At 59.3% G+C, this 26411-nt stretch carries 26 protein-coding genes and 1 tRNA gene; 22 read left to right on the forward strand and 5 right to left on the reverse strand.

The genetic code is table 11. The features are described 5' to 3' along the window. The first annotated feature begins 13 nt into the window (after positions 1-13). The 11 genes from FE781_RS15115 to FE781_RS15165 all read left to right on the forward strand — a co-directional run bounded on the left by FE781_RS15115 (position 14) and on the right by FE781_RS15165 (position 11494). Positions 14-793: an alpha/beta hydrolase gene (locus FE781_RS15115; RefSeq protein WP_138790458.1), complete on the forward strand. Its 780-nt coding sequence runs from the start codon at positions 14-16 to the stop codon at positions 791-793. Between the two features lie 153 nt (positions 794-946). After that, a complete protein-coding gene (locus FE781_RS15120; RefSeq protein WP_138790459.1) occupies positions 947-1495 on the forward strand; it encodes a peroxiredoxin in 549 nt (182 codons plus the stop codon). Between the two features lie 86 nt (positions 1496-1581). Continuing rightward, the gene (trxB, locus tag FE781_RS15125) at positions 1582-2529 is read left to right on the forward strand and encodes a thioredoxin-disulfide reductase (RefSeq protein WP_138790460.1); all 948 of its coding nucleotides are present in this window, start codon (positions 1582-1584) and stop codon (positions 2527-2529) included. A 150-nt stretch (positions 2530-2679) separates the two neighbouring features. Further along, a complete protein-coding gene (locus FE781_RS15130) occupies positions 2680-3630 on the forward strand; it encodes an ROK family glucokinase (RefSeq protein ID WP_138790461.1) in 951 nt (316 codons plus the stop codon). 61 nt (positions 3631-3691) lie between these two features. Next, positions 3692-4579 carry an RNase adapter RapZ gene (gene rapZ / locus FE781_RS15135; protein ID WP_138790462.1) on the forward strand — a complete coding sequence of 296 codons (888 nt, stop codon included), beginning with the start codon at positions 3692-3694 and terminating at the stop codon, positions 4577-4579. Between the two features lie 13 nt (positions 4580-4592). Further along, complete coding sequence (locus FE781_RS15140; RefSeq protein ID WP_138790463.1) at positions 4593-5576, forward strand: gluconeogenesis factor YvcK family protein; 984 nt, start codon at positions 4593-4595, stop codon at positions 5574-5576. A 5-nt stretch (positions 5577-5581) separates the two neighbouring features. Continuing rightward, a complete protein-coding gene (gene whiA, locus FE781_RS15145) occupies positions 5582-6514 on the forward strand; it encodes a DNA-binding protein WhiA (RefSeq protein WP_138790482.1) in 933 nt (310 codons plus the stop codon). A gap of 76 nt (positions 6515-6590) precedes the next feature. Then, positions 6591-6860: an HPr family phosphocarrier protein gene (locus FE781_RS15150; protein ID WP_138790464.1), complete on the forward strand. Its 270-nt coding sequence runs from the start codon at positions 6591-6593 to the stop codon at positions 6858-6860. Between the two features lie 134 nt (positions 6861-6994). After that, positions 6995-8788, forward strand: coding sequence for a stalk domain-containing protein (locus FE781_RS15155; protein WP_138790465.1), 1794 nt, complete (start codon positions 6995-6997; stop codon positions 8786-8788). A gap of 124 nt (positions 8789-8912) precedes the next feature. Continuing rightward, positions 8913-10067: an SGNH/GDSL hydrolase family protein gene (locus FE781_RS15160; RefSeq protein WP_138790466.1), complete on the forward strand. Its 1155-nt coding sequence runs from the start codon at positions 8913-8915 to the stop codon at positions 10065-10067. Then, positions 10067-11494 carry an MBOAT family O-acyltransferase gene (locus FE781_RS15165; RefSeq protein WP_138790467.1) on the forward strand — a complete coding sequence of 476 codons (1428 nt, stop codon included), beginning with the start codon at positions 10067-10069 and terminating at the stop codon, positions 11492-11494. The genes FE781_RS15160 and FE781_RS15165 overlap by 1 nt, the downstream gene beginning before the upstream one ends. 138 nt (positions 11495-11632) lie before the next feature. Here the strand turns inward: FE781_RS15165 and clpP are convergent, their stop codons facing one another. After that, a complete protein-coding gene (clpP, locus tag FE781_RS15170; RefSeq protein WP_138790483.1) occupies positions 11633-12226 on the reverse strand; it encodes an ATP-dependent Clp endopeptidase proteolytic subunit ClpP in 594 nt (197 codons plus the stop codon). A gap of 177 nt (positions 12227-12403) precedes the next feature. Here clpP and FE781_RS15175 point away from each other — a divergent pair, with 177 nt between their 5' ends. Then, positions 12404-12772, forward strand: coding sequence for a hypothetical protein (locus FE781_RS15175; RefSeq protein ID WP_138790468.1), 369 nt, complete (start codon positions 12404-12406; stop codon positions 12770-12772). Positions 12773-12899: 127 nt separating this feature from the next. Here the strand turns inward: FE781_RS15175 and FE781_RS15180 are convergent. After that, positions 12900-12971: transfer RNA gene (locus FE781_RS15180), tRNA-Arg, on the reverse strand. Between the two features lie 210 nt (positions 12972-13181). On the opposite strand from FE781_RS15180, the gene FE781_RS15185 reads away from it, so the two are divergent. The 7 genes from FE781_RS15185 to FE781_RS15215 all read left to right on the forward strand — a co-directional run bounded on the left by FE781_RS15185 (position 13182) and on the right by FE781_RS15215 (position 21162). Further along, positions 13182-14213 (forward strand): sugar-binding transcriptional regulator, encoded by a 1032-nt coding sequence (locus tag FE781_RS15185; RefSeq protein WP_138790469.1) that lies wholly within the window; start codon positions 13182-13184, stop codon positions 14211-14213. A gap of 69 nt (positions 14214-14282) precedes the next feature. Beyond that, positions 14283-15287, forward strand: a complete 1005-nt coding sequence (gene gap, locus FE781_RS15190; protein WP_138790470.1) for a type I glyceraldehyde-3-phosphate dehydrogenase — start codon at positions 14283-14285, stop codon at positions 15285-15287. Between the two features lie 99 nt (positions 15288-15386). Further along, positions 15387-16571 (forward strand): phosphoglycerate kinase, encoded by a 1185-nt coding sequence (locus FE781_RS15195; protein WP_138790471.1) that lies wholly within the window; start codon positions 15387-15389, stop codon positions 16569-16571. A 51-nt stretch (positions 16572-16622) separates the two neighbouring features. Then, positions 16623-17375 carry a triose-phosphate isomerase gene (gene tpiA, locus FE781_RS15200; protein WP_138790472.1) on the forward strand — a complete coding sequence of 251 codons (753 nt, stop codon included), beginning with the start codon at positions 16623-16625 and terminating at the stop codon, positions 17373-17375. A gap of 1 nt (position 17376) precedes the next feature. After that, positions 17377-18909, forward strand: a complete 1533-nt coding sequence (gpmI, locus tag FE781_RS15205) for a 2,3-bisphosphoglycerate-independent phosphoglycerate mutase (protein ID WP_138790473.1) — start codon at positions 17377-17379, stop codon at positions 18907-18909. A 159-nt stretch (positions 18910-19068) separates the two neighbouring features. After that, positions 19069-20361, forward strand: a complete 1293-nt coding sequence (eno, locus tag FE781_RS15210) for a phosphopyruvate hydratase (protein ID WP_138790474.1) — start codon at positions 19069-19071, stop codon at positions 20359-20361. A 102-nt stretch (positions 20362-20463) separates the two neighbouring features. Further along, the gene (locus tag FE781_RS15215; protein ID WP_138790475.1) at positions 20464-21162 is read left to right on the forward strand and encodes a M50 family metallopeptidase; all 699 of its coding nucleotides are present in this window, start codon (positions 20464-20466) and stop codon (positions 21160-21162) included. A 57-nt stretch (positions 21163-21219) separates the two neighbouring features. Here FE781_RS15215 and FE781_RS15220 read toward each other — a convergent pair whose 3' ends face one another. Together FE781_RS15220 and FE781_RS15225 are read right to left on the reverse strand one after the other, a co-directional pair. Next, positions 21220-21567, reverse strand: coding sequence for an AzlD domain-containing protein (locus tag FE781_RS15220; protein ID WP_138790476.1), 348 nt, complete (start codon positions 21565-21567; stop codon positions 21220-21222). Then, positions 21555-22289, reverse strand: a complete 735-nt coding sequence (locus FE781_RS15225; protein ID WP_138790477.1) for an AzlC family ABC transporter permease — start codon at positions 22287-22289, stop codon at positions 21555-21557. The genes FE781_RS15220 and FE781_RS15225 overlap by 13 nt, the downstream gene beginning before the upstream one ends. 271 nt (positions 22290-22560) lie before the next feature. Here FE781_RS15225 and secG point away from each other — a divergent pair, with 271 nt between their 5' ends. The 3 genes from secG (at position 22561) to rnr (ending at position 26145) form a co-directional block, all read left to right on the forward strand. After that, positions 22561-22791 carry a preprotein translocase subunit SecG gene (secG, locus tag FE781_RS15230; RefSeq protein ID WP_138790478.1) on the forward strand — a complete coding sequence of 77 codons (231 nt, stop codon included), beginning with the start codon at positions 22561-22563 and terminating at the stop codon, positions 22789-22791. A gap of 88 nt (positions 22792-22879) precedes the next feature. Continuing rightward, entirely contained in the window at positions 22880-23668 is a 789-nt protein-coding gene (locus FE781_RS15235; RefSeq protein WP_138790479.1) for an alpha/beta hydrolase, read from the forward strand. Between the two features lie 59 nt (positions 23669-23727). Further along, the gene (gene rnr / locus FE781_RS15240; RefSeq protein WP_138790480.1) at positions 23728-26145 is read left to right on the forward strand and encodes a ribonuclease R; all 2418 of its coding nucleotides are present in this window, start codon (positions 23728-23730) and stop codon (positions 26143-26145) included. A gap of 186 nt (positions 26146-26331) precedes the next feature. Here the strand turns inward: rnr and FE781_RS18205 are convergent. Next, positions 26332-26411, reverse strand: an 80-nt coding sequence (locus tag FE781_RS18205) for an IS3 family transposase (protein ID WP_138790164.1), incomplete at its 5' end; no start/stop codon positions are given.

Genomic DNA, 26411 nt, shown 5'->3' on the forward strand with positions numbered 1-26411 from the left:
GGAGGAATACGAAATGGCTCTGATGCAAGTCAGCTTTTATTCCGAAGCGCTGGGGGTCACCGCTTCCATGAACGTTATCCTGCCGCAGCAGACCCGGTCCCAGATCGGCATGGATTCCCGGGCGTCGGAGACTCGGCTCCATCCGACGTTATACCTCCTTCACGGTCTGTCCGACGACCACTCGATTTGGCTGCGGCGCACCTCGGTGGAGCGTTACGCGGCCAGCCGGGGATTGGCTGTCGTCATGCCGGCGGTCAATCGCAGCTTCTACACGGATATGAAGTACGGCGCCAAATACTGGACATTCGTCAGCGAGGAACTGCCCGAGCTCTGCCGGTCGTTTTTCCCGTTGTCCGATCGCCGGGAGGATAACTTTGTGGCGGGCAATTCGATGGGCGGATACGGGACGCTGAAGCTTGCGCTGTCGCATCCCGGACGGTTCGCCGCGGCCGCCGCGCTGTCGGCCGTCACCGACCCGGCCGCGCAGGCGGGACGATTCGGAGAGGATTACGATCTGATCTTCGGCGGCAGGGAGGAAGCGATCGTCGGGACCAAGCACGATCTGTTCACGCTGGCGGAGCAGCTGCGGGAATCCGGGGATGAGCCGCCCAAGCTGTACCAGTATTGCGGCAAAGCCGACTTCCTGTACGATGACAACGTGCGGTTCCGGGACCATCTCTTGCGGCTCGGTTACGAGCTGACGTACGAGGAAGACGACAACGACCACAATTGGGCGTGCTGGGACGAACAGATTCGACGCGTGATCGAATGGCTGCCGCTGCAGAACCGTTAACGGGCCTCCTTGGTCCTCTGTTCACAATATCGCCACATATTATAATGATTTTAAATAAGGAATCATTATAGTTATTGACGGTGTCTTTTGGGGTATTGTAGGATATGAACTGTGAACGAGAGAGACTCAGTATAAAAAAGGAGGAACCATACAATGACCGCACGTTTGGTAGGTAAACCGGCACCCGATTTTACGATGGAAACGGCGCTTGGCAACGGCAAAGACTTCGGCCGCGTTTCCTTGTCCGACTATAAAGGCAAATGGCTTGTCCTGTTCTTTTATCCGCTTGATTTCACGTTTGTCTGCCCGACCGAGATCGTCGCCCTGAGCGATGCCGCACAGACGTTCGCCGATCTCAACACGGAAATTCTCGGCGTCAGCGTCGACAGCAAGCATACGCACCGCGCGTGGATCAACACGCCCCGCGAAGAAAACGGCCTCGGCCAGTTGAACTTCCCGCTTGCGTCGGATATTCTGAAAACAGTGGCGCGCGACTACGGCGTACTGATCGAAGAGGAAGGCGTCGCCCTGCGCGGCCTGTTCATCATCGATCCGGATGGAATCTTGAAATACCAAGTGGTCAATCATAACGATGTCGGCCGTTCCGTCGACGAGACGCTGCGCGTTCTGCAAGCTCTGCAATCCGGCGGTTTGTGCCCAATGAACTGGAAGCCGGGACAAAAGCACCTGGTTGCGAAGTAAGCCGTACCGACCGGCAAACCTGCCCCTGAGCCTGCCCTGCGGCGGGCCAGGGGTTTTCGAGATTGATTACGCGAAGGAGGAGCACTATGTATAAATCGATCGTAATTGGCACAGGACCTTCCGGACTGACTGCCGCCATCTACCTCGCGCGTGCGAACCTGAAACCGCTCGTGATCGAGGGACCGGAGCCGGGAGGCCAATTGACGACAACCACCGAGGTCGAGAACTTCCCGGGATTCCCCGAGGGGATCATGGGCCCGGAGCTGATGGCCAACATGCGCAAGCAAGCCGAGCGGTTCGGCGCCGAATTCCGGACCGGTTGGGTCAACAGCGTCGATCTGTCCCAACGGCCGTTCAAGCTTCAAGTCGAAGGCCACGGTGAGCTTGTCGCCGAGACGCTGATCATCTCCACGGGCGCATCAGCCAAGCTGCTGGGCATCCCGGGCGAACGCGACAACATCGGCCGCGGCGTCAGCACCTGCGCCACTTGCGACGGCTTCTTCTTCCGCGGCAAAAAAATCATCGTCGTCGGCGGAGGCGATTCCGCGATGGAAGAGGCGAACTTCCTGACGCGGTTCGCGTCGGAGGTGCGGATCGTTCATCGCCGCGAGGAGCTGCGCGCTTCCAAAATCATGCAAGACCGCGCGCGCGAAAACCCGAAAATCGTCTGGAGCCTCAACAGAACGCCTCTGGAAGTTTTGTCCGGGGATCGCGGCGTCACGGGTCTTAAAGTCCGCAACAACGAGACGGGAGAAGAAGAAATTCTCGAGACGGACGGCATCTTCGTGGCGATCGGCCATACGCCGAACACGAAGTTCCTGAACGGCCAGTTGGCTACCGACGATCACGGCTATCTGATCGTGAAGCCGGGCACCACCGAAACGAACGTACCGGGCGTCTTCGCTTGCGGCGACGTGCAAGACCAGAGATACCGCCAAGCGATTACGGCGGCGGGCAGCGGCTGTATGGCGGCGCTCGATTGCGAACGGTTCCTGGAAGGCAATTCGACGCACGACTGGAGCGTCTCGCTGTAAAATCATAAGGGACGGGCATGCGGCCGTCTCGGCGTATGGAGCATTTCTCCAACCGCGCCGGGACGGCCTCTTCTCTTGACCAGCCCATGGGCATGGCTTATAGTTGGTTTAGCGACTAACTATGGAGAATGCATATTCGAGGTGACCATTGTGTCGGAGAACATATATGTTGGCGTAGACATGGGCGGTACGGCGATCAAGGTCGGCATCTGCGACGCGGAAGGCAATCTGCTGCATACGTATGAGGGTCCGACCGGCACCGAGCACGGTCCGGAAGTCGTCATGGACAATATCGCTTCCTACGTGCGCAAGATCGTGCAGGATTCCCCGTTCGAGTGGGACCAGGTGGCCGGCATCGGCGCGGGCATCGCGGGATTTCTGGATATCCCGGCGGGCTTCGTCAAGCTGTCTCCGAACCTCCGCTGGCGGAACGTTCATGTCGGCAGCGGGTTGGAGAAGCGGCTGGGCAAGAAAGTCGTCATCAACAACGACGCCAACGTCGCCGCGCTGGGCGAAGCTTGGGCCGGAGCGGGCAAAGGCGTGCCCAACGTCGTCTGCTATACGCTGGGCACGGGGGTCGGCGGAGGCATCATCGTCGGCGGCAAGCTCGTCGAAGGCTTTAACGGCATGGCGGGCGAGCTCGGGCATATGAAGGTTGTGCCCGATCTGGAGGCCATCCAATGCGGCTGCTCGCAGAAGGGCTGCCTGGAGACCGTCTCGTCGGCGACCGGCATCATCCGCATGGCGAAAGATGCCGTCGAGCGCGGCGACGATACGTCTCTGAAGCTGATCGACGGCGACATTACCGCCAAGGACGTCATCGACGCGGCCAAAGCGGGGGACGAGGTCGCCAAGCGCATCGTGGCGCGCGCGGCCAATTACCTCGGGAAGTCGATGGCGGCCGTGGCGGTTGTCTTGAATCCGCAGCGGTTTATTATCGGCGGAGGCGTGTCCAAAGCCGGAGAGTTTTTATTCCAGCAAATCCGGGAGTCGTTCATCTGCAACACGACGGAAGCCGCCCACGAAGGCGTGGAGATCGTGCCGGCTACGCTCGGCAATAACGCCGGAGTCGTCGGCGCGGCCGGACTGCTGATCCACTAAAGCAAGCGATCATGGCTGCGTCCGCCTGAAGCGCGGGCGAATTGGGAGGGAGACCGACACGATGGAAGAGTTAGTGGCGCAATCAAGGCTGGTTATCATCACGGGCATGTCGGGCGCGGGCAAGACGATTGCCGTGCAGTGTCTGGAGGATCTCGGTTATTTTTGCGTCGATAACCTGCCTCCCGTGCTGATCCCCAAATTCGCCGAGCTGATCGAGCAGTCGAACGGCAAGGTTCGCAACGTGGCGCTGGTCATCGACCTGCGGGGGCGCGAATTTTTTCAGGCGCTGTCGGAATCGCTGCAAGTGCTCAAGCAGCATCATACCATCAGCTTCGAAATCCTGTTTCTGGATGCGACCGACGACCAGTTGGTTCAACGGTACAAGGAGAGCCGGCGGCGGCATCCGTTGTCCCCGGAAGGGTCGCCTCTCGAGGGCATCCAGGCGGAGCGCCGTCTGCTCGAGGAGCTTAAGGGTCAGGCGACCCAGGTCATCGACACCAGCCGTTTGAAGCCGGCCGAGCTGAAAGCGAAATTGTCGGCCCGATTTACTCATTTGGACTCCCGCCGCATATCCTTAAATATCGTATCTTTCGGTTTCAAATACGGCGTGCCGATCGACGCCGATCTGATCTTCGACGTGAGGTTCCTGCCCAATCCCCATTACGTCGACCAGTTGCGGCCGCTGACGGGGCAAAACGCCGAAGTGTACGAATATGTCATGAAATGGCCGGAGACGCAGGAATTTCTCGGCAAGCTCCTGGATCTTTTGCAATTCCTTATTCCCCAATACGTCAAGGAAGGCAAGAGTCAGGTCGTCATCGGAATCGGCTGCACCGGCGGCAAGCACCGCTCGGTCGCGTTGGCGGAATATCTGGGGCGCAGGCTTGGGGCGAGCGAGACGGAAACGGTGCGGGTGACGCACCGGGACGCGGAACGCGATCGAACGTGAGAGGTGAAGCCCTTTGAAATCGAATACGGCGGCGCGGCGGCCGCGGGTTGTCGTAATCGGCGGAGGAACCGGCTTGTCCGTGATGCTCAGGGGGCTGAAGGAAAAACCGCTGGACATTACAGCCATTGTGACGGTAGCCGACGACGGCGGCAGCTCGGGCATTCTCCGGGAGGAGATGGATATGCCCCCTCCCGGCGATATCCGCAACGTAATCAGCGCGATGGCTACGGCGGAGCCGCTGCTGTCCCGAATGCTGGAGCACCGGTTTGCGAACGGATCGGGATTGGCCGGGCACAGTTTGGGCAACCTAATATTAGCTGCGCTGAAGGACATAACCGGCGACTTTGTCAGCGGCATCAAGGAGCTGAGCCGGGTGCTGGCCGTGCGCGGCCAGGTGCTGCCCGCATCGGAGCGGGCGCTTGTTCTTCACGCGGAGATGGAAGACGGCACGATCGTTACGGGCGAGTCCAACATTCCGAAAGCCGGCGGGCGGATCAAACGGGTGTTCATCGAACCGGCCGACGTCAGCCCGCTTGAAGAAGCGATCGACGCGATCAGGCAAGCCGACGCGATCCTTGTCGGGCCGGGAAGCCTATATACGAGCATCCTGCCCAATCTGCTGGTGCCGCGAATCGCGCAATCGGTCGTGGAATCGCAGGCCGTGAAAATATTTATTTGCAACGTGATGACGCAGCCCGGCGAAACCGACGATTTCTCGGTCTCCGATCATCTTCGCGTCATCCACGAACATGTCGGGCATCATTTATTCGATTATGTCATTGTCAATAACGGCGAAATACCGCCGCAGGTTCAAAATCAATACGCGGAGCAAGGCGCGCGCGCCGTACACCTCGATCTCGACGAGTTAACGCGTCGGGGCTACAAGGTGGTGGCCGATCAATTGGTGCTGTTCCGCACCTATCTGCGGCACGATGCCGAGAAGTTAAGCCGCCATATCCACGAGCTGGTGGAGGGATGGATCGGGCGGAAGAGGTGAGTCCCCTGTCGTTTGCCGCACAGACCAAAAAAGAATTAACGCTGATTGAGAACGAAAACAGTTGCTGCGACAAAGCCGAGTTGTCCGCGCTGATCCGCATGAACGGTTCCGTACAGCTCACGAACCAACGCATCGTGCTGGATATATCGACGGAGAACGCGGCGATCGCCAGACGGATCTACTCGCTGCTCAAGCGGCAGTTCAACGTCCATACGGAGCTGCTTGTCCGCAAAAAAATGCGCCTCAAGAAGAACAACGTCTACATCGTGCGGGTGCCTGGACAAGTGCAGGAGGTGCTGAAGGAGCTTCGAATTGTCAGCGAAGGGTTCGTCTTCACGCCAGGCATCGACAAAGAAATCATCAAGAACCCTTGCTGCAAACGAGCCTATCTGCGGGGAGCGTTTCTGGCGGGAGGATCGGTCAACAATCCGGAGGGGTCTTCGTATCACCTCGAAATCGCCTCCATGTACGAGGAGCATTGCAAGGCGCTGTGTCGGCTCGCCAACAAGTTCAATCTCAACGCAAGAGTGATCGAGCGCAAAAAAGGGTTTATCCTGTACATGAAGGAAGGCGAGAAGATCGTCGAGTTCCTGAGCCTGATCGGGGCCCATCAAGCCTTGCTCAAGTTCGAGGATATCCGTATCATGAAGGATATGCGCAACTCGGTGAACCGGATCGTCAACTGCGAAACGGCCAATCTGAATAAAACAATCGGCGCGTCGATGAGACAAATCGACAATATCCGGTTTCTGGAGAAGGAGATCGGTCTCGACGCCTTGCCGGAGAAGCTGCGCGAGGTGGCGAAAATCCGCTTGCTGCATCCCGACATGAATCTGAAAGAGGTCGGCGAGCTGCTTGAAGGCCCTGTCAGCAAGTCCGGAGTGAACCATCGGCTGCGCAAAATCGACGAACTGGCGGAAAAGTTGCGGAAATCGTGACGTCCGCTTGAAAAGATGGTATAATAGCAGAACACAAGAGGTATTTTCGGTAATTTCCTTGTAGGGGGTATTGGAGTTGACGAAGCGTCCGGTAGTCGTGAGGCTTAAGACAGGACTGCATGCCAGACCGGCAGCTTTATTCGTGCAGGAAGCCAATAAATTCTCGTCCGAGATTTTCGTCGAGAAGGACGACAAAAAAGTTAATGCGAAAAGCATCATGGGGATTATGAGCCTTGCCATCAGCTCCGGCACGGAGGTCTACATTAGTGCGGAAGGTTCAGACGCGGAACAGGCTGTAAACGCTTTAGTCGCGCTTGTGAACAAGGAAGAACTGGAAAATCAATAAGCCGCTTCAAACCGAGCTTCGCCGTGCAACCTTTTTCTATCCGGCGCGTCTAATAGACGTCTGGTGGAGAAAGGTTTTTTTGGTTTTTGTTTTGTCTATACATAGAGAAGCAACTGGGAGGAGAACCTGCTGCTATGAGCGAACAGACTTGGAAGCGCCGGGCGGCGGCCGTATTGTTGGCCGGCGCCATGACGGTTGGAGCGGCCGCCCCGGCAACCGCGGAGGAAGCGAGCGGCTTCAGTCGGGAGATTACGTCGAGCCCGATCGAATTGTATCTGTATTTGGACAGGCCGGAAGTCGTCGTGAACCATGAGATTCAGAATTGGGAGCAGCCTCTGACCGTCATTAACGGTTCGTCTTATGTGCCGGCCCGGAAGATGGGAGAGGTGCTCGGTTATCCGGTCGAATGGAACGAAGCCGAACGCATGGCGAAGATGGTGTTGCCGAACGGCGTGGAAATCCGCATCGATCCGTTCAACAAATCGGTGTTTATTAACGAATACTGGCAGCATTTCGACGAAGTGGCCGCCAACGTAAACGGCAACCTGATGGTGAAATTCTCCTGGCTGATGACTTACCTGGGAATCGAGTACCAATACGATTCCGAGCTTCGGCGCATTCATTTGATCTATGTTCCGCATCCGGCCGGAGTGATTACGGATACCGGCAATTCGCGCCCGGTCGCCAAATTCGTAACCGACAAGAGCGTGTACAAGATCGGCGAACCGGTGCGCTTCACCGACCTGAGCTACGATCCGGACGCGGAAGGCCTGCCCGTCTACGAGTGGAAGGGCAAGCAGGACGCTTATTTCAAGGCCGGCAAGCATGAGATCAGTCTGCAAGTCAAAGACCCGCACGGGAATACGAGCGACGTCTACAAGCGGACGATCGAGGTCACCCGGGATGTCTACTTCACCGAGCTGGAATACCAAATTTACCGGAGTCCGGTCGGCTCGTTCATCAAGGCGAATTGGCCGATGCTGTACGCCCATTTCCTGAACCGTCCGCAACTGCCGAAAACCAAAGTCGAATATATAGAAGGCCGGAAGCTGCTGCTGAGCGACAGCCCGGAGACATTCTACGAGGAAGGCGTTTTGTACCGCGACGTCATCAACGGCCAAGGCCGGTTGTACGCCGACCACTTGAACGGGATGAAAGAAACCGCGGAATTCGCGATCGTCGCCCGCAATACGACCAACCGCAGCATAACCGTCACGACGACGCGCAAGGGCGAGGTGTACCCTTCGATCTACGCCAACATGATCGGTCATCAAGCGTCCGTCGACTTCCTGATGAACGAACCGATCTCCGAGAAACTCGTCATTCCCGCTGGCCAGACACGCATTTACAAGCGGTTCCCGGACTTTAGGCCCGGCCAAGGCGTCAATCTGTTCTACGATCTGGAGACGGACGGCGAGGTGGAATTTTCCTTCGTGGCGGCCACCAAGACAACCGGGGTCTTGAACCCGAACCTGAAGCCGCTGCCGTTCCAGGGGCATATCCGCGGTTCGTTCCCGGTATCGGAGATCCGTTGGGAAGTGGACGGCAGTCAGTTCGAGGAGACGTCCGCTCTGACCTTCGGAGCGCCGGACATCGACCCGTGGGTGGAGGGGTACGACGTATTCCGCCAGCAGGCCGTTCAGGCCGACGCGAACTTCGGCGTGCTCTACAAGATCCGGATTCATAAACCGAAGAAATCGACGATTCTGTTCCTGCCTCGCGCGGGCGTGTTCAAAGGTCCGATCAAAATCGACGGCGAATTCGTGTTGCTGCCGGATTCGGGCGTCATCCTGCCGTTCGAGCGCCTGCAGATCGTGCACCGCACAACCGGCGAGGAGGACTACGTCGATATCGAGTTTACGCCGCCTGCAGGGTCCGCCTTCCCGGTCGATCTGTTGTTCGTTCCGCTGGACGAACGCGCGAAGTAACGGCTGCATGCAGCGCCGCCCGATGGGGCGGCGCTTGTTGCGTTCGGCATGTGCATTGTCATGTCCGCGTCCATCCCCTATAATTTTACATAGTTAATATTTGGCGGCGAAAGGAAAGGAAGCCATGACCGAACCCCTTCTTCCGGCATTAGCGCCGAAAAAAAGCGGACGAGCCTTATCCGCGACGACCGGCAGACATCTGCGCAAAGGGCTGGCGGTGCTGGTTGCGACGCTGTTATGCTTCGTCGCGGGCCAAGCGGCGATCGCGGAGCTCGTCCCGATGGAAGACGTCTACCCGGATCGGCTGGACTATGACACCGTCAAAGATGACACCCGCAATCTGATTGCGCCGATCCGCGAAGTGAAAGCGTTTATCGATTCGAACAAGCTGGACGATTATGTGGTGATGGTAGGGGATTCCGTCGGGTTCGGCAGCCCGGTCGCGCCCAAGGACTCGATGTCGGCCCAATTCCGCTTGTTCCGCCAGCGGTCCGGCGAAGGCCCGGCCGTGTTCAACTTCGCGATGCCCGCCATGCAACTCGGCGATGTGTATACGGTGCTGCTGATGCTGCGCGACTACGGCATCTCAACCGACCGGGTGCTGCTCAACATTCGTTACGCCTCGTTCGTGGAGCGCAATCCCGAACCGCCGGCGGTGTTCTGGCTGAAGGAAGAATTGAAGGCGTACGATCCGGAAGCGTTCGAACGGGTTCGGCCGCAGTTGGAAAGCAACGGGTACAAGGCTCCCGAGGCCAGCATGGCCAAGCGGTTCGCCTCCATGCTCGTTCCGCCTCTGTCGGCCGTGGAGTACCGGGACTATCTCAAGCAGTCGCTGAAGCTGCATTGGAAGGGCGACAGTCTGGCGACGCACGCCATCGGCGATATCCGGACGTGGACGGAGAAGCAAGGGTTAAAAGAGTACCTGATGCAGCCGGAATATACCCGCATTATGACCGACCAACCGCTCAAGCTGGACGAGTCCTCGATCGACGTGTATTTCCTCGATCGGATTCTCGGCTTGATCGACAAGCGGAAGTCGCTTTTCTACATGGGCGGCGTCAATCCCGTGCTGATGCGGGAATTCGTCGAGAAGCCGGGCTATAAGGCGAATCTGGCGGCGATCGAGCAGATGTTCCGCGACCGCGGCGTCCGCCTGATCAACTATCAAGGACAGCTTCCGCATGAGCTGTACACCGATCACGAGCACTTTACGCCGGAAGGCTACCGGGTGCTGGGCGAGCGTCTGTGGCAGGAACTGGCCGGGAAGGGGACGGACTGATGCTGTTTCATTCAACCGAATTTCTGGTCATGTTTGCGATCGTGTTGTTCTTGTATTATCTGCTGCCCCGATACCGGGCGTATACGCTCGGCGCGGCGAACGTCTTGTTCTACGCGGTGACCGGTTGGGGCATGCTGGCGCTGTTCCTTGCCGTTACCGTTTTCACCTTTATCGGAACGCGGCTGATTGAGTCGGGACGCCGCAAGCGGTTCTGGTTGTTCGTAACCGTCGGCGGGAACCTGTTTAACCTGGCCTTTTTCAAATACTCGGTCTTTTTGCTGGAAGCGTTGGAACATACGGCGGGCATTCGTCTGGTGTCGGAAGATTCGTTCGTGCAGAACATCGTGTTGCCGGTCGGCATCTCCTTTTATACCTTCCAGTTGATCGCTTATACGGTGGACGTCGCCCGGGGATACATACCCGCTTGCCGTTCGCTGCTTCATTTCTGGGTGTTTATCTCCTTGTTCGCGCATCTGATCGCGGGGCCGATCATGCGGGGGAAAGAGTTCATGCCCCAGATCGAAGGCATGGCTTCCATCCGCTTCCGCCTGTACAACTTCCGGCGGGGCGTGTTCTGGTTCGGGCTCGGCCTGTTCAAGAAGATCATGATCGCCGATTATTTGGCCCCGATCGTGGACGGCATCTATGCCAAAGGTACGATGATGTCCACGGGGGAAGCCTGGACGGGGACGTATTTGTTTGCGTTTCAGGTACTGATGGATTTCTCGGCGTACAGCGAGATGGCGCTCGGTCTCGGCTACATGCTGGGGATGAAGCTGGCGCTCAACTTCAAATCGCCGTATATCAGCCAAAACCCGTCGGAGCTGTGGACCCGGTGGCATATCACGCTGTCCAGTTGGATTCGCGACTACGTCTACATTCCGCTCGGCGGCAACCGGAAAGGCAAGATTCGCACGTACTTCAACCTCTGGCTGGCGATGACGCTGTCGGGATTATGGCATGGGGCGTCGTGGACGTTCGTGCTATGGGGAGCTTACCACGGCCTGCTGCTGATCGGCTACCGGCTCGTGAAAAAACCTCTGCAAGCGGTCGCGGACAAGCTGTCGATACCGAAGGCGGCTCGGGTGGTTGTTGCGGTGTTCGCCATGTTCCATCTCGTCTGCATCGGATGGGTGCTGTTCCGCGCGGACAATCTGGAGACGGCCGTGCTGTTGATCTACAAGATGGCGCATGTCTGGCATCTCCGGCTGACCGATTCGGTGTTGAACCATCTGCTCATCTTCGCGGCGCTGTATCTGTTCCACGTGCTGGAGTATTTCGCGATGAAGAAGGGGAGCAAGCTCTACGGCATCTGGTTCCGCAAAATCCCGTTTCCGGTTCGCAGCGTCGCGTACGCGGCCGCTGCGCTGTTCCTGATCGTGTTCACGCGCGGTGTGGAGAATACGTTTATCTACTTCCAGTTCTGACGGCCGGATGCGTGGATATGCGGGGAGAATCTACAAAAAACAGGGTTGCCCGCCGGTCGGCATTTAGGCCGAGGGAGGCAACCCTGTTCCGTGTCCGGAGGCGGCATGCCGTCTCCGGGCGGACGATCCGCCGCGGGCTTAAGCTTTCGCCGGAGCGGCTTCGATCACCTTGTCGATGATGCCGTATTCCACCGCTTCCTGCGCGCTCATGAAGTAATCGCGGTCGGTGTCGCGGTTGATCTTCTCGATCGACTGGCCGGTGCGCTCGGCGAGAATGCTGTTCAGCTTCTCGCGCATCCTAAGGATGCGGCGGGCGCGGATCTCGATATCCGAGGCTTGGCCTTCCGCTCCGCCCAGCGGCTGGTGAATCATCACTTCGCTGTTCGGCAGAGCGTAACGCTTGCCTTTGGCTCCCGCAGCCAGCAGGAACGCGCCCATCGACGCGGCCATGCCGACGCAGATCGTGGAGACGTCCGGCTTGATGAATTGCATCGTATCGTAGATCGCCATGCCCGCCGTAATCGAGCCGCCGGGGCTATTGATATAGAGGGAAATGTCCTTCTCCGGGTCTTGTGCCGCCAGGAACAGCATCTGTGCGATAATGGAGTTGGCGACGACATCGTTCACCGGGGTGCCGAGGAAGATAATGCGGTCCTTCAGCAGGCGGGAGTAAATGTCATATCCGCGTTCGCCGCGAGCGTCCTGTTCGACGACCATTGGAATGAAATTCATGTTCATGGGACAATACCTCCTTCGAGGGATGGTTGAAGAATATGTTGCGAATGACCTCATCATAATACATTGCGCGGAAAAAGTCAAAGAAGGTCAAACATCCCTGCAGCCCGGCCGCAAGCGGGTCGGGGAATCCGGACAAACGGGGCATTTGCGGTTTAGGGAGGGGAGTGCGCGTTGAAAGGAAGAGAACTGCATTTCGGCGAGACGGAATTGACGCTGCGCTTGAAGGGGCTGGTCAGTTGGCTGGCTGTGAAAAGGAAGGTCGTCATGCCTTACAGGACGATCCGGGACGTATTCGTGGACGAGTTCGACCCTCCGCTGTGGATGCTGAGGATGCCGGGAACGTCCGTCCCCGGTTTTTACGTCTACGAAGGCAGCTTCAAGTACGGGAACGAGTGGTACTTCCTGTCGTTCGAGCGGCGCGTGCCGCTGCTGCACATCGAGCTGGACGGACACGAGCGGTACAAGTACGTCATCGTCCAAATCGACCGTCCCGGCGACATCGCCGCACAAATCCGCAGACGACTGAGAGGGGCGGAGTAAGGGGACATCATCCGCCGTAAACGGGAAGTTGCCCGCTCGCGGCGCAGCCCTCGGCCGACCGGGCCCATAAACGCGAAAAACGGCGCACCGCCCTAAAGGCGATGCGCCGTTTCGATGACTGCATATACGCACCCGCGAGGAATCGAACCTCGATCTCAGGCTCCGGAGGCCTACGTCATATCCATTGGACCACGGGTGCATGTGGACGATTCATTTGGGCCGCCCTTCAAGAGCGACAATTGCTATTATAGGACAGCGGCGGGCAAAAATCAAGTGCTTTTTTTCATACGCATACGCCCCTTGCGCGGACGGAGCCGATTGGAGTATATTAGAGGCGGGACATAAAAACGGTAGGGCGGGACGAATTAGGTCCCACTAACCCGGGGCCGTAAGACGGGGGATTCTCCGGATGAGACGCTTGCTCGAAATTCAGAAGCGGCTGCTGCCGGATCTGAACGAACAGCTTCGAAAGCGATATACGATCTTGCAGCAAATCGGGTTGTCCCGGAGCATCGGCAGACGCACGCTGGCGGCCTCGCTCGGATGGACGGAGCGGGTGCTGCGGGCTGAGACGAATTTTCTGAAGGAGCAGGGGCTCCTGACCATGGAAGCCTCCGGCATGCGCCTCACCGACGAAGGCCGCCGCATCGTGGAAGAGATCGAGCCGATCGTCAAGGAACTGTTCGGTCTCTCCGAGCTGGAGGAGCAGTTGAGGCAGCGATACGGGCTGCGGCAGGTCACCGTCGTGGTCGGCGATTGCGACCAGTCGCCGCTGGCCAAGGCCGAGCTGGGCCGGGCGGCCGCGGCGGCGCTGCGCAAGTACGCTGTCCCGGAAGGCATCGTCGCCGTTACGGGCGGCACCACGATGGCACAGGTCGCGGAACAACTCGTCGCTTCTCCGCAGCTAAAGGGCACCTTGTTCGTGCCGGCGCGCGGGGGGCTTGGCGAGCGGGTCGAGCTGCAGGCGAATACGATCGCCTCGGCCATGGCCAAGCGGACCGGCGGCCAGTACCGGATGCTGCACGTTCCCGATCACCTGAGCGAAGACGCGTACCAGACGTTGATGCAAGAGCCCAACATTCGCGAAATCGTGGAATTGATCCGCCGGGCCAGGATTGTGCTGCACGGCATTGGGGAAGCCTTGGTAATGGCGCGCAGGCGCCAGGTTCCGCAGGAAACCTGCGAGGCCCTGCTGGCCGAAGGCGCTCATGCCGAAGCGTTCGGTTACTATTTTAACCGCAAAGGCGGGGTTGTGCACAAGATGCCGACGGTTGGCCTGCGGCTGGAGGATATCGACGCCATGGATACGGTAATCGGCGTGGCGGGCGGGGCCAGCAAAGGTCCGGCTATCGACGCCATTATGCGCTCCGGCCACACCGACGTGCTGATCACCGATGAGGCGGCGGCCCGAGCGATTTTGGAGCAGCAAGCTCCTGAATAAATTCCAGTTGTCATGACGGACTTTTGTTCCGTCTTGCAATATTATCCATTCACTGAGGAGGCACCTCGCATGGTAAAAGTAGGTATTAACGGATTTGGCCGTATCGGCCGCAACGTGTTCCGCGCAGCGCTGAACAACCCGAATGTCGAAATCGTCGCGATCAACGACCTGACCGACACGAATACGCTGGCTCACCTGCTGAAGTACGACTCCACGCACGGACGTCTGGACGCCGAAGTTAAAGCCGGCGACGGCACGCTGATCGTCAACGGCAAAGAAATCAAAGTATTTGCCGAGCGCGACCCCGGCAACCTGCCTTGGGCGCAATACGGCGTCGAGATCGTCGTCGAATCGACGGGTATCTTCACGGCGAAAGAAAAAGCCGAGCTGCACCTGAAAGGCGGCGCGAAAAAAGTCATCATCTCCGCTCCGGCGACGAACGAAGACATCACGATCGTTCTGGGCGTCAACGAAGACAAATACGATCCGGCCAAGCACACGATCATCTCCAACGCGTCCTGTACGACCAACTGCTTGGCGCCGTTCGCGAAAGTTCTGCACGAGAAATTCGGCATCGTGAAAGGTCTCATGACGACCGTTCACTCCTACACGAACGACCAGCAAGTGCTTGACCTGCCGCACAAAGACCTGCGCCGCGCCCGCGCTGCCGCGGAAAACATCATTCCGTCGTCCACCGGCGCCGCGAAAGCCGTGTCCCTCGTTCTGCCCGAGCTCAAAGGCAAGCTGAACGGCATGGCGTTCCGCGTGCCGACTCCGAACGTATCGGTAACGGACCTCGTTGTCGAGCTGTCCCGCAACGTTACGGTCGACGAAGTGAACGCCGCGCTGAAAGAAGCGGCAAACGGCCCGCTGAAAGGCATCCTGAACTACACGGAAGAGCCGCTCGTATCCAGCGACTTCCTGCATGATCCGGCTTCCTCCACGATCGACGCGCTGTCGACGATGGTGGTCGGCGACAACCTCGTGAAAGTCGTCTCCTGGTACGACAACGAATGGGGTTATTCCAACCGCGTCGTGGATCTGGCCGCTTATATCGCTTCGAAAGGCCTGTAAGACCAATATCAGCCGCCGCAGAGGAGAGTCGGGGCGTCCTGAGCCGGACGTCCCCGGTATGTCTCCTCTTTTGGTTGCCTCGAAGGAGAGAATGGTGCCATGAACAAAAAGAGCATCCGCGATATTCAAGACCTGAACGGCAAACGCGTCTTTGTGCGCGTAGACTTCAACGTGCCGCTGGAAAACGGCGCGATCACCGACGACACCCGCATCCGCGAGACGCTGCCGACGATCAAGTACCTGATCGAGCGCGGCGCCAAAATCATTCTGGCGAGCCATCTGGGCCGTCCGAAGGGACAAGTCGTCGAAGAGCTGCGCCTGACTCCGGTAGCGGTTCGCCTGTCCGAGCTGCTCGGCAAGCCGGTGGCGAAAGTCGACGAAGCGATCGGCGAAGCGGCCAAAGCCGCGGTCGCGAAGCTGGGCAACGGCGACGTGCTGCTGCTGGAAAACGTGCGTTTCTATGAAGGCGAAGAGAAAAACGATCCCGAGCTGGCGAAAGCGTTTGCCGAGCTGGCCGATCTGTATGTCAACGACGCATTCGGCGCCGCTCACCGCGCGCACGCTTCGACCGAAGGCATCGCCCATTATTTGCCGGCTGTCTCCGGACTGCTGATGGAGAAGGAGCTGGACGTCCTCGGCAAAGCGCTGCACAATCCGGAGCGCCCGTTCACGGCGATCATCGGCGGCGCGAAAGTCAAGGATAAGATCGCGGTGATCGAAAACCTGCTCAACATCGCCGACAACCTGATCCTCGGCGGCGGTCTGGCTTACACGTTCCTCAAAGCGCAAGGGTATGAAATCGGCAAATCGCTGTGCGACGACAGCAAGCTGGATCTCGCGCGGAGCTTCATCGCTAAAGCGAAGGAGAGAGGCGTCAACTTCCTGCTGCCGGTCGATATCGTCGTGACGGACGAATTCAGCGCGAACGCGAACACCAAAGTGGTCGCGTCGAACGAAATTCCGGCCGATCTCGAAGGCATCGACATCGGACCGAAAACGCGCGAGCTCTACGCGGACGTCATCGCCAAGTCCAAGCTGGTTGTCTGGAACGGACCGATGGGCGTCTTCGAGATCGAGCCGTTCTCGCACGGGACCCGCGCGGTGGCTCAAGCTTGCGCCGAGACGTCGGCTTATACCGTCGTCGGCGGCGGCGATTCCGCAGCGGCCGCGGAGAAGTTCAAGCTGGCGGACCGGATGGATCACATCTCCACGGGCGGCGGCGCATCGCTCGAATTTATGGAAGGCAAGGCGCTCCCGGGCGTCGTCGCGCTGAACGACAAGTAAACCGCAGCCGGCTCCGGCCGGCTCGCACATGTTGGTAAAGGAGCGGAACCCATGCGTAAACCGATCATTGCGGGCAACTGGAAAATGTTCAAAACCGTTTCCGAAGCGGTTGCGTTTGTCAGCGACGTCAAAGGCAAGGCGGAGATTGACGGCGTTGAGAGCGTCATCTGCGCGCCGTTCACGAACCTGCCGGCGCTTGTCGAAGCGGTGAAAGGCACGTCGATCAAGATCGGCGCGCAAAACCTTCACTGGGAAGACAGCGGCGCTTACACGGGCGAGATCAGCGGCGCGATGCTGAAGGATCTCGGCGTGACGCACGTTATCATCGGCCACTCGGAGCGCCGCCAATATTTCGCGGAGACCGACGAGACCGTCAACAAAAAAGTGCATGCCGCGCTTAAGCACGGCTTGGTGCCGATCGTCTGCGTCGGCGAAAAGCTAGAAGAGCGCGAAGCGGGCGAGACGAAAAACGTCTGCAAGGTGCAGACGGAGGCGGCATTCGCCGGTCTGAGCGCGGAGCAAGCGGCCGGAGTCGTGATCGCGTACGAGCCGATCTGGGCGATCGGCACGGGCAAATCGTCCACGGCGGAAGACGCCAACGAAGTCATCGCCTACATCCGCAGCGTCGTTGCGGGCCTGTACGGGCAATCGACGGCGGACGCCGTGCGCATCCAGTACGGCGGCAGCGTGAAGCCGAACAACGTTCGCGAGTACCTGCAGCAATCCGATATCGATGGAGCGCTCGTAGGCGGAGCGAGCTTGGACCCGGCTTCGTACATTCAACTGGTGGAAGGGGCTCGCTGAGATGTCGAGACCAAAACCTGTAGCGCTGATCATCCTGGACGGCTTCGCGCTTCGCGACGAAACCTTCGGCAACGCCGTCGCGCAAGCCAAAAAACCGAACTTCGACCGGTACTGGTCGACCTACCCGCATACGACGCTGACGGCTTGCGGCGAAGCGGTCGGCTTGCCGGAAGGCCAAATGGGCAATTCCGAGGTCGGCCACCTGAACATCGGCGCGGGACGGATCGTCTATCAGGATCTGACCCGCATCAGCAAGTCGATCCGAGAAGGCGAATTTTTCGAGAACGAGACGCTGCTGGGCGCCGTCCGCCACGCCAAACAAAACGGCAGAAAGCTGCATCTGTACGGGCTCCTGTCCGACGGCGGGGTGCACAGCCATATCGACCACCTGTTTGCGCTGCTGGACCTCTGCAAGAAGGAGAATTTCGAGGACGTCTACATTCACGCGTTCCTCGACGGCCGCGACGTGGCTCCGGACAGCGCCAAAACATACATGGAGCAGCTTCTCGCGTACATCGACAAAGTCGGCGTAGGGCGCATCGCGACGGTGCAAGGCCGGTACTACGCGATGGACCGCGACAAGCGCTGGGAGCGCACCGAGAAGTCGTACCGCGCAATGGTTTATGGCGAAGGGCCGGCTTATCGGGACCCGCTGCAGGCGATTGTCGAGTCGTACGAGAAGTCGGTCTTTGACGAGTTCGTCATGCCGACGGTGATCGTGGGCGAAGACGGCAAGCCGGTCGGCCTGGTGGAATCCGGGGACGCGGTCGTGTTCTTCAACTTCCGTCCGGACCGCGCGATCCAACTGTCGCAGGTGTTCACGAACGAAGACTTCCGCGGTTTCGACCGCGGCGACGCCCATCCGAAGAACCTGTATTACGTCTGCCTGACGTTGTTCAGCGAGTCGGTCGACGGCTACGTCGCCTACAAGCCCAAAGATCTCGACAACACGCTGGGCGAAGTCGTGGCGCAGAACGGCCTGAAGCAGCTGCGGATCGCCGAGACGGAGAAATACCCGCACGTCACGTTCTTCTTCAGTGGCGGCCGCGACGTCGAGCTTCCGGGCGAGACGCGGATTCTCATCAATTCGCCGAAGGTCGCCACCTACGACCTGAAGCCCGAGATGAGCGCGTACGAAGTGGCGGAAGCCTGCGTGCGCGAGATTGAGGCGGAGCGGCAGGACGTCATCATCCTGAACTTCGCCAACCCGGATATGGTCGGCCACTCCGGCAAGCTGGAGCCGACGATCAAAGCGGTCGAGGCGACGGACGAGTGCCTCGGACGCGTCGTCGAAGCGGTTCTGGCCAAAGGCGGCGTCGCCGTCATCACGGCGGACCACGGCAACGCGGATATCGTCACGAACCCGGACGGTCGTCCGCATACGGCGCATACGACGAATCCGGTTCCGTTTATCGTCACCAAGCCGGATGTCAAGCTTCGCGACGACGGCATCCTGGCGGATATCGCCCCGACGATTCTGAAGCTGCTGGGCATCGCCCAACCGGAGCAGATGACGGGCAAATCCTTGATCTGAACGGATTGACGGCGCAGGAGCGGGGAGTCGGCCGCGCGCTTGACGCCCCGCCCCGCCTTCGCTCATAATTAGGCCGAGGATAAACGGTCTCGTCCTCTTCCCGGGGACGGACCGGATCGGCCTGTCCGACCATACGATATCGAAGGAGTGTCCATTTCCATGACGACTATTGCAGACGTTTACGCACGCGAAGTGCTCGACTCCCGCGGCAACCCGACCGTCGAAGTCGAAGTCAAGCTGGAATCCGGTTTTATCGGCCGCGCGATCGTACCGTCGGGCGCATCTACCGGCGCTTACGAAGCCGTTGAGCTGCGCGACGGCGACAAAAGCCGCTACCTCGGCAAAGGCGTATTGAAAGCCGTAGCGAACGTTAACGACATCATCGCTCCGGAAATCATCGGTCTGGACGCTCAAGACCAAGTCGCCATCGACCGCAAGCTGATCGCCCTGGACGGCACGCCGAACAAAGGCAAACTGGGCGCCAACGCGATTCTGGCCGTCTCCATGGCCGTCGCCCGCGCTGCGGCGGAAGCTCTGCAAGTGCCGCTGTACAAATACCTGGGCGGCTTCAACGCCAAAACGCTGCCGGTCCCGATGATGAACATCATCAACGGCGGCGCGCATGCCGACAACAACGTCGACGTGCAAGAGTTCATGATTTTGCCGGTAGGCGCTCCTACGTTCGCCGAAGCGCTCCGCTGGGGCGCGGAGATTTTCCACGCGCTGAAATCCGTCCTGAAGGACAAAGGGCTGAACACGGCGGTAGGCGACGAAGGCGGCTTCGCGCCGAACCTGGGCTCCAACGAAGAAGCGATTACGACGATCCTGGCCGCGATCGAGCGCGCGGGCTACAAACCGGGCGTAGACGTCTTCCTGGGCATGGACGTCGCTTCGACCGAATTCTACAAAGACGGCAAATACGTGCTTGAAGGCGAAGGCAAATCGTTTACCTCTGCCGAGTGGGTGGACTTCCTGGCGGCATGGGTCGAGAAGTATCCGATCATCTCGATCGAAGACGGCTGCTCCGAGGACGACTGGGAAGGCTGGAAGCTGCTGACCGACAAACTGGGCGGCAAAGTCCAACTCGTCGGCGACGACCTGTTCGTCACGAACACCGAACGTCTGTCCAGCGGCATCGAGAAAGGCATCGGCAACTCGATCCTCGTTAAAGTCAACCAAATCGGCACGCTGACCGAGACGTTCGACGCGATCGAGATGGCGAAACGCGCCGGCTACACGGCTGTTATCTCGCACCGTTCCGGCGAGTCCGAAGACTCCACGATCGCCGATATTGCCGTGGCGACGAACGCCGGCCAGATCAAAACGGGCGCGCCTTCCCGTACGGACCGCGTAGCGAAGTACAACCAACTGCTCCGCATCGAGGATCAACTGGGCTCCGTCGCGCAATACGGCGGCAAATCTGCGTTCTACAACCTGAAAAACCTGAAATAATCAAGCTGCGGCCGGCGCCGCGGCAAGAAAATACAGCCGTTTCCGAAACAATCGCCGCATACGCGCGTATGGTAGAGGAAACGGCTGAACGGAGGGATCCGCATGAGGCAATGGCTGATGACGATCTTTTGCTTGGTCGCGTCGGTGCTGTTGACCCGGTGGGTCCCTTTTTCCGATGATTTCCGCAATGTTTCCACGCTGGTGCATGAATTCGGCCACGCGGCCGCAACGCTGCTCACGCAGGGCGACGTGCAATACATCCATCTATTCGCCGACCACAGCGGCGTCACGCTGTCGAGCATAACGAAGTCGTGGAGCGGGGTCCCGGTTGCGATCGCGGGATATACGACGGCGTCGCTGTTCAGCGTGCTGCTGTTCTACTGGTGGCGGACGGGGCGTCAACGAGAAGGGCTTGTGCTGATGGGGGCGCTTGCGGCGTTTTCTTTGGCGCTGTTCGTGCGCAACGAGTACGGCATGATATGGACGGCCGGATTTTTAACGGTGACCGTAATCGCGGGGCTGCTGGGGCGCTGGGTGAGCCGGGCGTATTATCTCGTGATCGCCTTCCTGTGCCTGGAGGAATCGGTATTCGGGGCGCTGACCGTCTGGATAGCGGCGGTGAAGACGCCGAAGCAGGCCGGCGACGCGACGCTGCTGGCGGAGATGACGGGCGTGCCCGCGCCTTGGTGGGGCTTCGGCCTGACGGTATTCGCCCTGCTGTGCGCGAGGTCGGCGATCGTCCAGTTCGTCGGCCGGCGCAAGCATGCCAAGCCGCGGGCAGACCGATCCGCCATCCGCTGACAGCGAGCCGGATGAGGGCCGCTTCGCCGGCCGGCGGCAAGCGCGCCGGGGCGCGCGTCAACCCGGAAGCAGGGCGAGCGATCCGCGCAGAAGCATAACGGCGGCGACGCCGGCGATCACCGTCCAGAGCAGGCTGCGCGTGCGGATGGCGATCAGGAACGTCGGGATGGCGGCCAGCCATTCGATATGGTTTTCCAGCGTCCAGGGGTCCTCCCGCACGAACAAGGCTTGTCCGATCAGCGCGGCCATGACCGCAATCGGCACATAATGCAGCCAGCGGACGGCCCAATGCGGCAGCTCGATCCGGCTGAGCAGCATAAGCGGCAGCACCCGGGGAATAAACGTGACAACCGCCGCGCCCAGGATAATCAGCAGGACATCCCACCGAATAGTTAACGTTTCCATCGTTCGATCACCACCCCGATTGCGGAAGCCGTTACGGTCGCGGCAATGACGCCCCAACTGCCGCCGAGGGAGAGGGAGACGGCAATCGCGATCAGCGCCGCCAGCACGGCGACCGCGCTGTCCATCGCCACTTGCTTGCGGCTGACCGTCATCAGCACGAGCAGGCCGATAAACATCGCCGGCAAGGCGTAATCAAGCCCGAAGCGCTCCGGATCGGTTATCCACCGGCCGAGGTAGGCGCCGGCCAGATTGGCGAACAGCCAGTTCAGGTAAGCGGCCACATTCAAACCGTGCATCCAGCGTTCGCTCAGACGGGGCTGAACCAGCGCTTTATTCATCGCGACGCCGAACGTCTCGTCCGTCAGCAGCGCGCCGATGCCCATGTTGCGCAGCGGGGACAAGTGCCGCAAATAAGGCGACAGCGCCGCGCTGAGCAGCAAATGGCGGAGGTTAACGAAGAAAATCGTAATCACGATAACCGACGGGGGACTGCTGGCGATCATGCCGGCGGCGATAAATTGCGCCGAGCCTGCGTACAGGAGCAGCGAGAGCAAGGCGATCTCCGCCACGCTGAGTCCCGCCGTCTGTTCGATGACGCCGGCGGCAAAGCCGATGCTCCAATAGCCTAACAGCGTGGGGATACAGTCTTTGACGCCCTGGAGGAACGTGTCCTCCGACTCCGCTTCGATTCGCGGATTTAACCGAATTTGTTCCTCGTGCATGGGGGACCACCTTTAACACTTACAGCCGTTCGTTGGCACTCTCAATCTAATACTATCATACTCGGCGTTAAAAAAGAAAAATTGCGACACCGTCCGCTCCTTCGATGCCGGAAAAACCGAATCGGCTGTCCGCCCTCCGAAGGGGGAGCCGGCAAGACCGTCTCCGGATGCTTGACCCGAGCCTGCCGGGCCCGTTGCTCTCGGAGCCGAGCTGTGATATAATCGAAATACTGTCTGTGCAAATGGAACCGTGGATGCAGGAGGTTAACCCATGGAATTGTTGTTTAAGGTACTGCTCGTTATCGTTTCGATAGCCATAATCTTGGTCGTACTGCTTCAGCAAGGCAAGAGCGCAGGCCTCGCAGGTTCAATCTCCGGCGGAGCGGAGCATCTGTTCGGCAAGCAAAAGGCGCGTGGTCTGGAGCTGGTGCTGCAGCGCGTCACGATCGGATTGGCCGCGGCGTTTTTTATTCTGGCGGTCATCGTCGGATATATCGTCTAAGAGCGGGTCATACTACGAATGAACAAACAGCAGGGGGAACGGTGCCTTGCTGTTTTTTTATTCAGAGACAGACAGGCGGGCGATCGACATGGAACGGGTATACGGCAGTCCCGAGCCTTTTTTTCTGCCGGGTTCCGGCGAACGGGAAGCGACGGCGGTGCTGCTGATCCACGGTTTTACCGGCACGCCCTCGGAGCTCCGCCGGCTCGGCTACCACCTGAACGATATGAGATACACGGTGCAGGGCATTTTGCTTCCCGGCCACGGCACCACGCCGAAGGACATGCTCCGGACGGGCTGGAGCGATTGGTGGAAGCATGCGCTGGACAGCTACGACGGATTAAAGCGGCAAGGCTACGAGCGGGTTTTCGTCGCCGGCCATTCCATGGGGGGACTGCTGGCGCTCAAGCTTGCGGCGGAACGGCAGGTCGACGGAGTCGTGCCTATGGCGGCCCCCGTGTTTCTGACGAGCCGCAAACCGGCTTTGGCCGTCCTGCTTCAATATTTGGTGCGGTATATCGAGAAGCGGCCGCCTTCCATTCCAGAGATCGCCAGCGAATCTTGCGCGTACACGAAAACGCCCGTCAAATGCGTCGTCAGCCTGCAAAAGCTGATGAAGCGGGTCCGGGCCACGCTGCCGCTTGTGTCGGCGCCGGCTTTGGTGGTTCAAGGGGAGCGGGACAGCATGGTGCTTCCCAAAAGCGCCAGCTACATATTCGAACGGATCGGTTCGACGTTCAAGGAGATGCGTTGGTATCCGCTTTCGTCGCACGGCTTGCTGTTGGATCGGGAGCGGGAACAAGTGTACCGGGATGTCGGCGGATTTGTGGAAAAGGTTGCCGCGTTGCCCCGGCCGAACCGGATGGCTCCGTCGTAAGGTAATGTAAGAGCAAATTGCGGCATACTACAGGCAACAGGGGAAAGCAGGTGTCCGGTATGATAACCGAGCAACAATTACTTGAATTTATGCGGGAAAAAGCGTACAAGCCGATGACGTATCAGGAACTCAGCCAATATTTCGAAGCGGAGGACTCGGAGTCGTTCCGCGAGTTTCTGCGTATGTTGAACAGGCTCGAGGAGCGGGGAGAAATCCTGCGTACGCGGTCGGACCGCTACGGCGTGCCGGAACGGATGAATCTGATCCGGGGAACGCTGCAAGTCACCGCCAAAGGCTACGGGTTTCTGATCCCCGAGGATCGGGAACAACCCGACGTCTATCTGCATGCGAACGACTTGAACGGCGCCATGCACGGCGACACGATCCTTGTACGGCCGGTTTCCCGAGGGATCGGCGGCGGCCGGCTGGAAGGCGAGGTCGTCCGCGTCGTCAAGCGCAAGCATACGCAGCTTGTCGGCACGTTCCAGAGCTTCGACAGCTACGGCCTCGTGCTGCCGGACGAGAAGCGGATCGGCCGGGATATTTTTATCCCGAAGGAATCGTTCAACGGAGCGGTGGACGGACAAAAGGTCGTCGTGCGGATCGTGCACTATCCGGAGGGGCGCTCTTCGGCGGAAGGCGAAATTATCGAGATCCTCGGGCATAAAAACGACCCTGGCGTCGATATTTTGTCCATCATCCGCAAATACCAACTGCCCGAAGGCTTCCCGGAGGAAGTGATGGCGGAAGCGATGGCCGTGCCGGACGAGATCTCGCCGGAGGATCTGAAGGGACGGAGAGACCTGCGGGACAAGACGATCGTCACGATCGACGGCGAAGACGCCAAAGACCTGGACGACGCCGTCTGCGTCGAGGAGCTGCCGGGCGGGCTGCTGCGGCTGTACGTGTCGATTGCGGATGTCGGCTATTACGTGAAGGAAGGCTCGGCGCTCGACCGGGAAGCGTACGAACGCGGCTGCAGCGTCTACCTCGTCGACCGCGTCATTCCGATGCTGCCGCACCGGCTGTCCAACGGGATCTGCAGCTTGAATCCGCGGGTCGACCGTTTGACGCTGACTTGCGAGATGACGTTCGACGAGGATACGCGGCTCGTGTCCCATGATATTTACCCCAGCGTGATCCGAACCGTGGAGCGGATGACTTACACGAACGTGCGGAAGGTGCTGACGGAGGAAGATCCCGAAGTGACGGAGCGTTACGCGCCGCTGATCGAGGATTTCCGGAGGATGGAACGGCTGGCCAAACGTCTGCGCCGGCGCCGCATGGAGCGGGGAGCGATCGACTTTGATTTCGCGGAAGCCAAAGTCATCGTGGACGAGCAGGGGAAGCCTGTCGATATCGTCAAGCGGGAGCGGACGATCGCTGAATCCATCATCGAAGAGTTCATGCTGGCGGCGAACGAGACGGTGGCGGAGCACTTCCACTGGCTGAAGGTGCCCTTCCTGTACCGGATTCACGAGGAGCCGGACGGCGAGAAGCTGATGAACTTCATGCAGTTTATCGGCAATTTCGGCTATACGGTTCGCAGCAAAGGAAACACGGTACATCCGCGGGCGCTGCAGAAGATTCTGGAGGAGATCAAGGGGACGAGAGAGGAGACGGTGATCAGCACCGTCATGCTGCGGTCCATGAAGCAGGCGAAGTATGACGCCGTCAGCCTGGGGCATTTCGGCCTCGCCGCAGAGTTCTATTCGCACTTCACATCGCCGATCCGCCGCTATCCCGATCTCGTCATCCACCGCATCATTCGCGAGGTGCTTGAGCATGGGGCGCTGAGCGAACAACGGCATGAGGCGCTGGCCGCGCGTATGCCGGATATCGCCCGGCAGTCTTCCGAACGGGAGCGGATTGCGGCCGAGGCGGAGCGGGATACGGAGCAGATGAAAAAAGCCGAATTTATGGCGGACAAAATCGGCGAGGAATACGAAGGCATCATCAGCAGCGTCACCAACTTCGGCATCTTTGTCGAGTTGCCCAACACGGTGAACGGCATGATCCGCCTCAGCGACCTGACCGACGATTATTATCACTTCCACGAACAGCACCATGCGCTGATCGGGGAGCGGACGTCCAAGGTGTACCGGATCGGGGACGAGGTTCGCGTTCGAGTCGTGCGCGTGAACATGGACGAGTATACGATTGATTTCGAGCTTCTGGAGCAGAAGTCCCGCACCGAGAAGGTAAGCCTGGTGGATGTCGCCAAGGGCAAGCGCCCCGGCGGCGAAGATCGTGAAGGAGTCGGCCGGGGCGGCGGACGTCGGGGCAAAGGCAAAGGCGGAACCGGCGGCCCGCATCATCGCGACCGTTATCCGGGGGGCGAATCCGGACCGTATGGCGGAGAAGGAAAAAAGCGCCGCAAGGGCGGAAAAGGCGGCCATCCCGGCGCAGGCAAGCGGGGAGGAAAAGGCGGCAAACCGGGAGGCATCTCGGCTTTCGTCCGGAAAAAGAAAAAATAAAAAAGGGGCTGTCCCAAAAGTGAACTGACCCCCGTCAAGTAGACAGTACAAAAAAATAAAAATCGGTTAAGCGGCCTTGGTCCTGAATTCCATGGGACTGAGGCCGTTTAGTTTAAATAAAAAAGGGGCTGTCCCAAAAGTGAACTGACCCCCGTCAAGTAGACAGTACAAAAAAATAAAAATCGGTTAAGCGGCCTTGGTCCTGAATTCCATGGGACTGAGGCCGTTTAGTTTTGCCTGTAATCGCTCGTTATTGTAAAAACGGA

Source organism: Paenibacillus thermoaerophilus, assembly GCF_005938195.1.
Taxonomy (GTDB): Bacteria; Bacillota; Bacilli; order Paenibacillales; family Reconciliibacillaceae; genus Paenibacillus_W; species Paenibacillus_W thermoaerophilus.